This window comes from Skermanella sp. (genome assembly GCF_059503625.1).
Genome location: NZ_JCACHA010000737.1, coordinates 1 through 10,650 on the forward strand (window position 1 = coordinate 1; position 10,650 = coordinate 10,650).

At 65.5% G+C, this 10,650-nt stretch carries 9 protein-coding genes; 6 read left to right on the forward strand and 3 right to left on the reverse strand.

The window, feature by feature from the left end; translation table 11 throughout:
• The first annotated feature begins 72 nt into the window (after positions 1-72).
• The 6 genes from AC5JJ6_RS25140 to AC5JJ6_RS25165 all read left to right on the forward strand — a co-directional run bounded on the left by AC5JJ6_RS25140 (position 73) and on the right by AC5JJ6_RS25165 (position 8,730).
• Complete coding sequence (locus tag AC5JJ6_RS25140) at positions 73-2,598, forward strand: sensor histidine kinase (protein ID WP_496044689.1); 2,526 nt, start codon at positions 73-75, stop codon at positions 2,596-2,598.
• A 159-nt stretch (positions 2,599-2,757) separates the two neighbouring features.
• Positions 2,758-3,261 carry a thioredoxin family protein gene (locus AC5JJ6_RS25145; RefSeq protein WP_496044690.1) on the forward strand — a complete coding sequence of 168 codons (504 nt, stop codon included), beginning with the start codon at positions 2,758-2,760 and terminating at the stop codon, positions 3,259-3,261.
• Positions 3,262-3,408: 147 nt separating this feature from the next.
• Positions 3,409-4,098 carry a tetratricopeptide repeat protein gene (locus AC5JJ6_RS25150; RefSeq protein WP_496044691.1) on the forward strand — a complete coding sequence of 230 codons (690 nt, stop codon included), beginning with the start codon at positions 3,409-3,411 and terminating at the stop codon, positions 4,096-4,098.
• Positions 4,095-5,459: an outer membrane protein assembly factor BamB family protein gene (locus tag AC5JJ6_RS25155; RefSeq protein WP_496044692.1), complete on the forward strand. Its 1,365-nt coding sequence runs from the start codon at positions 4,095-4,097 to the stop codon at positions 5,457-5,459. Before AC5JJ6_RS25150 ends, AC5JJ6_RS25155 begins: the two co-directional genes overlap by 4 nt.
• A 51-nt stretch (positions 5,460-5,510) precedes the next feature.
• On the forward strand, positions 5,511-6,878 hold the full coding sequence (gene der, locus AC5JJ6_RS25160; RefSeq protein WP_496044693.1) for a ribosome biogenesis GTPase Der: 1,368 nt from the start codon (positions 5,511-5,513) through the stop codon (positions 6,876-6,878).
• 163 nt (positions 6,879-7,041) lie between these two features.
• Positions 7,042-8,730, forward strand: a complete 1,689-nt coding sequence (locus AC5JJ6_RS25165; RefSeq protein ID WP_496044694.1) for a methyl-accepting chemotaxis protein — start codon at positions 7,042-7,044, stop codon at positions 8,728-8,730.
• A 42-nt stretch (positions 8,731-8,772) separates the two neighbouring features.
• On the opposite strand, the gene AC5JJ6_RS25170 is transcribed toward AC5JJ6_RS25165, so the two are convergent.
• The 3 genes from AC5JJ6_RS25170 to AC5JJ6_RS25180 form a co-directional block, all read right to left on the reverse strand.
• Positions 8,773-9,279 carry an arsinothricin resistance N-acetyltransferase ArsN1 family A gene (locus tag AC5JJ6_RS25170; protein WP_496044695.1) on the reverse strand — a complete coding sequence of 169 codons (507 nt, stop codon included), beginning with the start codon at positions 9,277-9,279 and terminating at the stop codon, positions 8,773-8,775.
• Between the two features lie 34 nt (positions 9,280-9,313).
• Entirely contained in the window at positions 9,314-10,021 is a 708-nt protein-coding gene (locus AC5JJ6_RS25175; protein WP_496044696.1) for an SDR family NAD(P)-dependent oxidoreductase, read from the reverse strand.
• A 58-nt stretch (positions 10,022-10,079) separates the two neighbouring features.
• Positions 10,080-10,650: amidophosphoribosyltransferase (locus tag AC5JJ6_RS25180; RefSeq protein ID WP_496044697.1), on the reverse strand; the 571-nt coding region annotated here is incomplete at its 5' end.

Below are 10,650 nucleotides of genomic sequence, written 5' to 3' on the forward strand. Positions count from 1 at the left end.
TGCGCAAGAAGCTGGAAGGAGCGTCGGTCGAGATACGCACCGTACGGGGCCTCGGTTATGTGGCGGAAGTCAGTGCCGAGCGCTGAGACCGCCGGCCGGGAAGGCTACTCCCTCCGAAAAAGGCTGCTGATCCGCCTGTTCGGAGCTCTTGCGCTGCTGACCGCCGGCCTGTTCGCCTTCGTCGACGCCTATGCCCAGCGGGCGGCCGACAGTGCCTACGACCAGCTGCTTCAGGCGGCGGCGCTGTCCATCGCCGATACGATCAGGGTGGAAAGCGGACGGATCGCCGTCGATCTGCCTTATTCCTCGCTCAGCATCCTGGCGATGGCCCGCCGCGACCGCATCTTTTACCGGATCGACGCGCCGGACGGCGATCTGGTCACCGGCTATGACGACCTGCCGGTGGTCCATCGCGAATCGGGGGAGCGGAACACCACGTTCCAGAATGCGACATACCGGGACATGCCGATCCGTCTCGCCGTGCTAGACCGGCTGATCGCCCATCCCCAATTGTCCGGCTGGGTCCGGATCGTGGTCGCCCAGACGCGGGAAGAGCGGGAAAGCCTGGCGCGCGGAATCCTTACCAACGCCTTCCTGCCGATCGCCCTTGCGGTTCTGGCCGGCGGCGGCCTGATCTGGTTCGGAGTAAGACAAGCCCTTGCCCCGCTGGCGTCGCTCGAGCGGCTGATCCGCACCCGTCAGCCCAACGATTTCCGTCCGATCGACATCCCGCCGCCAGCCGAGGTCTCCCAGCTCGTCCACGCGATCAACAGCCTGCTGACACGCCTTCACGGCAATCTCGATACCATGCAGACGTTCCTGGCCGACGCGGCCCATCAGATCCGCACGCCGCTCGCCAGCCTACGGTTGCAGGCGGAACTCGCCGCGGACGAAGACGACCCTGAAAGCCTCAGAAGATCGGTCGGACGCATCCACCGCAACGCGGTTGAAGCAAGCCAGTTGACCAGCCAGCTGCTCAGCCACGCCATGGTGATCCACCGGAGCGAGGCGCTGGAACCGGAGACGATCGACCTCGCCGCCTTGCTGGACCATGTGGTCCAGCGCGCACGGCCGATCTGCGACGATGTCCTGATCCATCTCGATATCGACGAGGCGGCGGAGCATGGGGTCATCGCCGGGGACCCCATCAGCCTCACCGAAGCGATGACCAATCTTGTCGACAACGCCGTCAAGTATGCGGGGGAGGGCGGCGCCGTCGCGGTCGGCCTCGGCCTCCGCCCCGGCGGCGGCGGCTTCCGGATCGACGTGGCCGATCGCGGACCCGGCATCGCCGACGGGGAGAAGGACAAGGTGCTGCAACGCTTCGGGCGCGGCAGCGCCGGAGCGGGGACCACGGGCAGCGGCCTTGGTCTCGCCATCGTCAAGGCGGTTGCCGATGCCCATGGCGGCGTCCTGTCCCTGCTCGACCGGCCCGGCGGAGGCCTGATCGTCCGCCTGGAGTTCCCCCGGCTGGCGGTGTCGCCAACGGCATCCGCAGTCCATACCGCTGCGGCTTCCACCCCGTCCCTATACGCCGGCCTGCTGTTCACGGTGCTGGCGACCGGGCTGCTGTCGTTGGTCCTGCCGGGTCCGGCGCTGGCGGTCGAGCCGGTCGTCTATCCGGCGCCGGCGGGAGAGCGGCAGGTGTTGCTGATCGACGCCGCGACCGACCGGACGCTGATGGAGCCGCTGATCCTCGACTTCCAGCGCATGGCGCCGACCGTCACGGTCGCCTATTCGGATTATCCGACGCGCGATCTCTACGAACGGACCGCTTCCGGTCGAACCGCGGCCGATCTCGTCATCAGTTCGGCCTCGGACCTCCAGGTCAAGCTGATCAACGACGGGTTCTCCCAGCCTTACGAATCCACGGCCACCCTGTCTCTCCCGGACTGGGCCAAGTGGCGCGACGAGGCTTTCGGCTTCACCGTGGAGCCCGCCGTCATCGTCTATAACCGGGACCTCGTCCCGGAGGCCGAGGTTCCCCGGTCGCGCAACGACCTTATCCGGCTGATCCGGGACAACGGTGCCCGGTACAACAGGCGGGTGGCGACCTACGACGCCGCGACCAGCGGCATCGGCTACCTGTTCGCCACCCAGGACTCCGTTCTGTTCAGCCAGTACTGGCAGCTCATGGTGACCCTTGGGGCGGCACAGGCCCGGCTTGCTTGCTGTACCGGCGACATCCTGGAGATGATCGAACGGGGCGAAGTCCTGATCGCCTACAACATGCTCGGTTCCTATGCCCGTGCCCGGATGTCGGCGGGCGCCCGGATCGGCATCGTGCTGCCGGAAGACTACACCCTGGTCATGTCCAGGGTCGCCATCATCCCGGCCGGGTCGAGGCGGGCCGACCTTGCCGGCAGCTTTATCGACTATCTGCTGTCCGAGCGCGGCCAGGAGATCATCGCCAGCCAGTCGGCTCTCTTCGCTTTGGCGCCGGACATCCGTGGGGAACTCGCCGCCGGGACCGAAACGGCGGTGACCGCCGGCCCGGTCGTTCCGATCACCCTCAGTCCGGCGCTTCTCGTCTTCCTCGACAAGTACAAGCGGGAAAGCTTCCTGCGTCAGTGGCATCTCGCTTTCGGGACCCCTTGATCGCGCGTGTTGGATGCCGCCATTTCCCGCGTTACACTCCCGGACCAACAATGAAAAGGCTGCAGCCCCGATGCTATGGGACGCTGGCCGAACAAAAGTCTAGGGAGTTACACGCCTATGGCAGCCCAGTCACCGATTTGCGACTTCGGTTGGAAAGCCGTGGATTTCAGCCTGCCCGGCACCGACGGCAGGACGTGGAGCCTCGCCGACGTGAGGGGGACGAACGGCACGCTCGTCATGTTCATCTGCAACCACTGCCCCTATGTGAAGGCGGTGATAGACCGGATCGCCCGCGACTGCCGCGAGTTGGAGCGTCACGGCGTCAAATCGGTCGCCATCATGTCGAACGACACCGAACGCTACAGGGACGACGATTTCGGGAACATGAAGCGGTTCGCGGCGGAACACGCGCTTCCGTTTCCGTATCTGCTGGACGAGACGCAGAGCGTGGCAAGGGCGTACGATGCGGTCTGTACGCCCGACTTCTTCGGCTTCAATGCCGACCTTAGTCTCCAATACCGGGGACGTCTGGACGTTTCGAAAGTTCAGCCCGTGCCCAATGCCCGGCGCGAGCTGTTCGACGCCATGGTGCGAGTCGCGGCGACGGGGCAGGGGCCGGCGGAGCAAATCCCCAGCATGGGCTGCTCGATCAAGTGGAAATAGGCCGAAAACCAGGGTTCGGGCCGGCCTAAAGCCGCAGGCGCCGACCGCAGGGCGCATTGCCGCCTTGACCTGTACCGGGGCGTCTGGTATCCGGCCCAACCCGCACGCATGAGGACGGATAGGCGCTGCCTGCCCGGATACAGCCATATGAGCGATATTTTTCGCGAAGTCGATGAAGACCTTCGCCGCGATCGACTGGAAATGATCTGGAAGCGGTACGGCGCCGCCATTGTCGGCGCCGTGCTGCTCATCGTCGCGGGTACTGCCGGCTTCGTCGCTTGGCGCAACCATCAGCACGCCGAGGCGGAAACGCAGACGGCGCAGCTTGCGGACGCCCTGCGCCTTGCCGGCAACGCCGCCGGGCCTGCCGCCGGCGATCCCAATGCCAGCGGCGACCCCAAGGCTGCGGCGGACGCGCTGTCGGCCTTCGCCGCGCAGAACGGCGCCGGCCCCGGCACCCTGGCCCGGTTTTTCGAAGCGGGGCTTCGTGCCCGCGAAGGCGACTCCGCCGCCGCGGTCAAGATCTACGACGAGCTGACGCAGTCCTCGAAGCTTGAACCCGTCTATCGCGACCTCGCCACCGTATTGTCGGTGATGCATCAGGTCCAGACCGGCGATCCGGGCCAGCTTACGGCCCGCCTTCAGCCGCTCGTGGCCGACAGCAGCCCGTGGCGTCATTCCGCCCGCGAGTTGACTGCCCTTCTCGCCATCCGCTCCGGCGACAAGGCCGCGGCCGGAAGACTTTTCACGCAAATTCAGAACGATCCCGCCGCTCCCGCCGGTGTGCGCAGCCGCGCCACCGAACTTGCAGCCCTTTATTCAGCCGAGCCGCAATGACATTTTCCCGAACTGCTTCCCGGCGGGTCTCCCGTCCAGTAGCCGCACGCCTGCTGACGGCGGGTCTGCTGACCATGACGCTTGCCGGCTGCGGCGGAGGAAGCTGGTTCGGCGACAGCGAACCGCCGCCTCTGCCGGGCGAGCGGATCTCGGTCCTGCGCCTGGAGCGGCAGCTCGAGCCCGATCCCCGGCTGGCCGACTTGCGGGTCGAGCTGCCGGCGCCGGTGACCAATCCATCCTGGCCGCAGGCCGGCGGCAATCCCGACCATGCGATGGGCCATCTGGCGCTTTCCGCACAGCCGCGCGAAGTCTGGCGGGCCGATATCGGGTCCGGTTCTTCCAGCGATACCCGGCTGCTCGCCCGCCCCGTCGTGGCCGACGGCAGGATCTACACGCTCGACACCGATTACGAGGTAACCGCGTTCGATCCCGCCACCGGCAAGCAGATCTGGCGCACCAGCGTCGAGCGTGAGAATGAATCCGGCGGTGCGCTGGGCGGCGGAGTGGCCTTCGCCGATGGCCGGCTGCTCGCCACCACGGGCTTCGGCGAACTGCTGTCGCTCGATCCCGCGACCGGCGCCATCTCGTGGCGCACGCGCGTTCCGGGACCTGTGCGCGCAGCCCCCACCGTGATCGGCAACCGCGCCTTCGTCGTCACCGTCGACAACCAGCTCGTGGCCTATTCGGCGACCGACGGTGCCACGCTGTGGACCCATACCGGCATCCTTGAAACCGCCGGCCTGTTGGGCGCCGCAAGTCCGGCTGCCGACGGCTCCATCGTCGCCGTGCCCTATTCGTCGGGCGAGCTGTTCGCTCTCCGGGCCGAGAACGGCCGTGTCGCATGGTCGGACAATCTGGCCGCGGTCCGGCGCGCCGGGGCTCTGTCCAATCTCGCCGATATCCGCGGCATGCCGGTGATCGACCGCGGCCTCGTGGTGGCGGTCAGCCACAGCGGGCGGATGGTCGCTATCGACGAGCGGTCGGGCGGACGCGCCTGGGAGCAGGAGATCGGCGGCGTCAATACTCCCTGGGCCGCCGGAGACTTCATCTTCGTGCTCAGCAACGAGGGCGAGGTGATGGCGCTGACCCGCCAGTCGGGCCGCATCCGCTGGGTCGCTCCGCTTCCGCGCTACGAGAACCCGCAGGAGCGAAGCGGTTCCATCATCTGGACCGGTCCCGTCCTCGCTGGCGGCCGGCTGTGGCTCGCGAACTCCGTCGGCGATCTGGTATCGCTGTCGCCGGACGATGGGCGCGAGCAGCAGCGCCTGGAACTTCCCGGCGGCGCTTTCATAGCTCCCGTCGTGGCCGACAATACGCTTTACGTTCTGACCGATGACGGTACCCTGGTCGCCTACCGTTAAGGCGACCTAATTGAGGTGGTGGAGCCGGCATCGGCTCCCTACATGGAAGCAATGTCTTTAACTGTCGCGATCATAGGCCGGCCTAACGTCGGCAAATCCACCCTGTTCAACCGGCTGGTGGGCAAGAAGCTTGCCCTGGTGGACGATACCCCCGGCGTCACGCGCGATTGGCGCGCCGCACCCGCCCGTCTGGCCGGCATCGACCTGACGGTGATCGACACCGCCGGGCTGGAGGAGGCGTTCGACGACAGCCTGGAGGCCCGCATGCGCCGCCAGACCGAGCGCGCGATCGAAGAGGCCGACGTGGCGCTCATGCTGATCGACGCCCGCTCGGGCGTCACGCCCCTGGACCATCACTTCGCCCAGTGGCTGCGCAAGGGCAAGACGCCGATCATCCTGCTTGCCAACAAGTGCGAGGGCAGGGCCGGTGCTCCCGGCCTATACGAGGCATTCGAACTGGGCCTGGGCGAGCCGGTCCCGATTTCGGCCGAGCACGGCGAAGGTCTGGCAGAACTGGTCGAAGCCCTGCTGCCCTATGTCCCTCCGGAAGAGACTGCCGAAGCCGAGGAAGGCGCCGATCCGGCCGATGGGGGAGAAACCGCGCAGGTCAAGTCGCTTCAGCTTGCGATCGTCGGACGGCCCAATGTCGGCAAATCGACCCTGCTGAACAGCTTGGTCGGTGAGGACCGCGTCTTGACCGGCCCCGAAGCCGGCATGACCCGCGATGCCATCGCGGTCGAGTGGACCTACAAGGACAAACCGATCCGGCTGGTCGATACCGCAGGCATGCGCCGCAAGTCGCGGGTCGATGAGAAGCTGGAAAAGCTGGCCGTCGCCGATGCCTTGCGCGTTATCCGCATGGCCCATGTGGTCGTGCTGGTGGTCGATGCCGAAGCCATCCTGGATCATCAGGACCTGACCATCGCCCGCATGGTGCTGGACGAGGGCCGGGCGCTGGTCATCGCCGTCAACAAGTGGGACATCGTCACCGACCGGGCGGGTACGCTGAAGCAGATCCAAGACAAGCTTCAGGCACAGCTTGCCCAAGTACGCGGCATCCCCGTCGTAACGTTGTCCGCCCTCCGCAGGCAGCGGCTCGACAACCTGCTCGATGCCGTCTTCGACATCTACGATGTCTGGAACCGGCGCGTCAGTACCTCCGATCTAAACCGCTGGCTCGCCGGCATGACGGAAGCCCATCCGCCGCCGGCGGTCGAGGGCCGCCGCATCAAGATCCGCTACGCGACGCAGGTCAAGGCGCGTCCGCCGACCTTCGCCTTGTGGGTCAGCAAGCCGCTCGACCTGCCGGAAACCTATATCCGTTATCTGGTGAACGGGATCCGGGAGAGCCTGAACCTCCCCGGCGTGCCGATCCGCATGCTGACCCGCAAGGGCAAGAACCCCTACGCGGAGGAGTAAGCGGCAAGTTTAAGAAAACTTACGACAAGCCGTTGATTTAATTACGTCTTTTGAAACCTTCGATAGGTATGGGTCATATAGCTTGACCCATCGGATGCAGCTGTTGCGCAGCGCATTCGGCGGTCAGGCGACCGACCGCCTAAGGGAAGAGTTCAAGAGACCAATGACAAAGCTTATTAATCTCAAGATCCAGACGAAGGTGTTCATTTCCTTCGCTCTGGTCCTCGTCGTCTCCGCAAGCCTAGGGCTTTTTGCCCTTGCCCGCCTTGCCCAGATGAACGCCATGACCGAGCAGCTTCGGGACCGATGGCTGCCCAGTACCGGCTATGTCGGTGAATTCCTGACGGGAGCCAACGAATACCGCACCTACGAATCGGGGCACGTTTCCGAGGTTAAACGCGACCTGATGCTGGAACGGGAGCGGTTCGCCCAAAGCCTCATCGAACGGCTGCAAACGACCCGCAACCGATACGAAAACTTCGAGTTCTCGAATCAGGAACGCGAAGCCTATGACCGCTATACCAAGGCCTGGGACGGCTATGTCACCGCGACCCGCAAAGTCTTCGAGCTTTCACGTCAGGACAAGAAGGACGAGGCATCCGCGGTCTTCCTCAACGAATCGCGGAATGCCTTCCGTGAGATGAAGAAGCAGGCCGAAGATCTGGTCCGCGTTACCATCGCCGCCGGCCAGGCCGTAGGCGATGCATCCTCGGCGATCTACGGCGTCACGTGGAAGATGATTGTCGGCGCTTTGGTCTTGGCCCTTCTCCTGTGCAGCGTCGCGGGTCTTTTCCTCGTGTCTTCGATCTCCCGGCCGATCAAGGCCTTGTGCGAAACCATGCGGCTGCTTGCAAAGGGGCGTCTCGACGTCACCGTCGCGGGAACGGGCCGCCGTGACGAGATCGGCCAGATGGCCGCGGCCGTCCAGGTGTTCAAGGAAGGACTTGAGAGTGCTCGCGACATGCAGGCGGCGCAGGCAGCCGAACAGGAAGCCAAGGAGTTGCGTGCGGTGCGGGTCGAAGACCTCATCCGGCAGTTCGAGACGCAGACCGTCGCGGTGCTCGGCGGCGTCACTTCAGCCGCACGGCAACTCGACGACACCGCTCAGAGCATGTCCGCCGTCGCCGATTTGACGATGCGCCAGTCGACTGCATCGGCTGCCGCTGCGGAACAGACTTCCGCCAACGTCCAGACCGTCGCCAGCGCCACGGAGGAAATGACCGCCACTCTCCACAGCATTTCGCAGCAGGTTTCCAAGTCGAGCACCGTTGCGACATCGGCGGTTGCCGAGGCGAGCCGGACCAACGATACCGTCCGGGGCTTGTCCGACGCGGCGCAGCGAATAGGGGAAGTGATCGACCTGATCCAGACGATCGCCGAACAGACCAACCTGCTGGCCCTGAACGCGACGATCGAGGCCGCCCGCGCGGGTGAAGCCGGGAAGGGCTTCGCTGTCGTCGCCAGCGAAGTCAAGAGCTTGGCCAACCAAACCGCCCGTGCGACGGAGGACATCACCACCCAGGTCGCCGGCATGCGCGAAGCCACCGGCGGCGCGGTCAACGCCATCCAGGGCATCGGCAAGACCATTTCCGCCATCCATGAGATCGCAACCAGCATCGCCGGTGCGGTGGAGGAACAGAATGCCGTAACGCATGAGATCGCGCGCAACGTCCAGCAGGCGGCCCAGGGAACGCAGGAGGTTTCCGCCAACCTGTCGGAGGTCTCGCAGGCCGCGACGCAGACAGGGGCGGCTGCCGGGCAGGTCCTTGGCGCCGCCAAGGAACTCGGCAAGCAGGCGATCACTCTGCGGGAGGAGATCGAGCGGTTCCTGTCGGGAATACGGGCCGCCTGAGCTACGGACGGCCGGGGCGGAACGGCATGACCGCCCGCCCCATCAGTCGATATTCTCTTCGATCAGCCGCTCGACCACGACCACGTCGCGCCATGCACCATCCAGCTTGGCGTGCTTCAGGTTGGTCCCGACTTCGCGGAAGCCGACGGCGGCGCAGGTTCGCCGGCTGGCGGCGTTCTCGGTGAAGACGCGCGACAGCAGCTTCCAGAAGCCCGCTTTGGCCGCAGCCTCGATCAACCCGGTTAACGCCGCACGCCCGGCGCCCCGCCCGCGCCGGTCCCGTGCGACATAGACCGAGAATTCCGCGATGCCGCGGTAGCAGGCGCGGGAATGATAGGCGGATGTCGCCGCATAAGCGACGATCCGGCCTTTATCCTCGGTCACCACGATGGGAAAGCGCCCGAGCGGCCCGACGGCATCGAACCAGGCGAGGACCTGTTCGACAGTCCTGGGCTCGGTCTCGAAAGTTCCGATCCTGTCCTCGATACCCTGATTGTAGATTTCCGTGATCGAGCCGGCATCGGCCGGAGTGGCGGGACGGGTCAGCATGGCGGCTCTGGTCGGAAATCCTTGGGGGAAGAATTCAGGCGGACAGGATTTCACCGTGATAGCGGCAGGCGGGCTCCGCCAGTTCGACGAAGCGATCGGTAATTTCTTCGGGAGCCGGGTGGACCATCGGGTCTTCGCCGGGGAATCCCTGGGCGCGCAGCTTGGTCCGCACGACGCCGGGATCCAGCAGGTTGACCTTCGCCGGCGATGTCGCGACTTCCAACGCGTACATCTTCACCATCGTCTCCAGCGCCGCCTTGCTGGCGGCATAGGCGCCGAAATAGGCGACTGCGTGACGGGCGACGCCTGACGTGACGAAGATCGCCCGCCCCGCGTCGGACCCGCGCAGCAGCCTGTCCATGCTGCGGATCAGCCGATAGTTGGCCGTGACATTCAATGCGAAGACCCGGTCCCACGTCTTCGGGACGAAGTGCGATATCGGGCTGAGGTCGCCCAGGGTCGCGGCATTGCCGACGACGATGTCCAGCCGCCCGAACCGGTCGAAGATCGACTGGCCAAGCTGGTCGATCTTGTCGAAATCGGTCAGATCCAGCGGGACCAGGGTGGCGGTGCCACCCTTGGCCCTGACGCGGTCGTCGACTTCCTCCAGGCCGCCTACGGTGCGCGCCACCAGGACGACATGGGCGCCTTCCGCGGCGAAGCGCTCCGCCACGGCTGCGCCTATGCCTCGGGATGCGCCGGTAATCAGGGCGACGCGGTTCGATAAACGGGGGCTGGACATCGAAGTCGGCTTTCAGAGCAGGCGGTAGTCGGTCAAGGTTCAAGCGGGAGCGGGGGGGTCAGCCCCGCGCTTCGGCGCGATAAGTTACTTCGGAGCCCTCGCCGGGAGTATCGCGGTCCAGCAGGGGGATCGGATAATCGCCGGTGAAGCAGGCGTCGCAATACTGGGGCTTGGCGTTGTTCCGCCCTTCGGGCTCCTTCACCGCCTTGTAAAGGCCATCGATCGAGATGAAGGCGAGGCTGTCGGCGCCGATATACGTCGCCATCTCGTCGATCGAGTACTTATGGGCCAGCAGCTTTTCCTTCTTCGGCGTATCGACGCCGTAGAAGCAGGCGTGGCTGGTCGGGGGGCTGGAAATCCGCATATGGACTTCCTTGGCGCCGGCCCGGCGCACCATCTCGATGATCTTGATGGAGGTGGTGCCGCGCACGATGCTGTCGTCAACCAGGACGACGCGCTTGCCCTCGATCATACGGCGGTTGGCGTTATGCTTCAGCTTGACACCCAGGTTGCGGATCTGGTCGGTCGGTTCGATGAAGGTGCGGCCGACATAGTGGTTGCGGATGATGCCGAGTTCGAACGGAATGCCGCTCTCCGCCGCGTATCCGATGGCCGCCGGCACGCCGCTG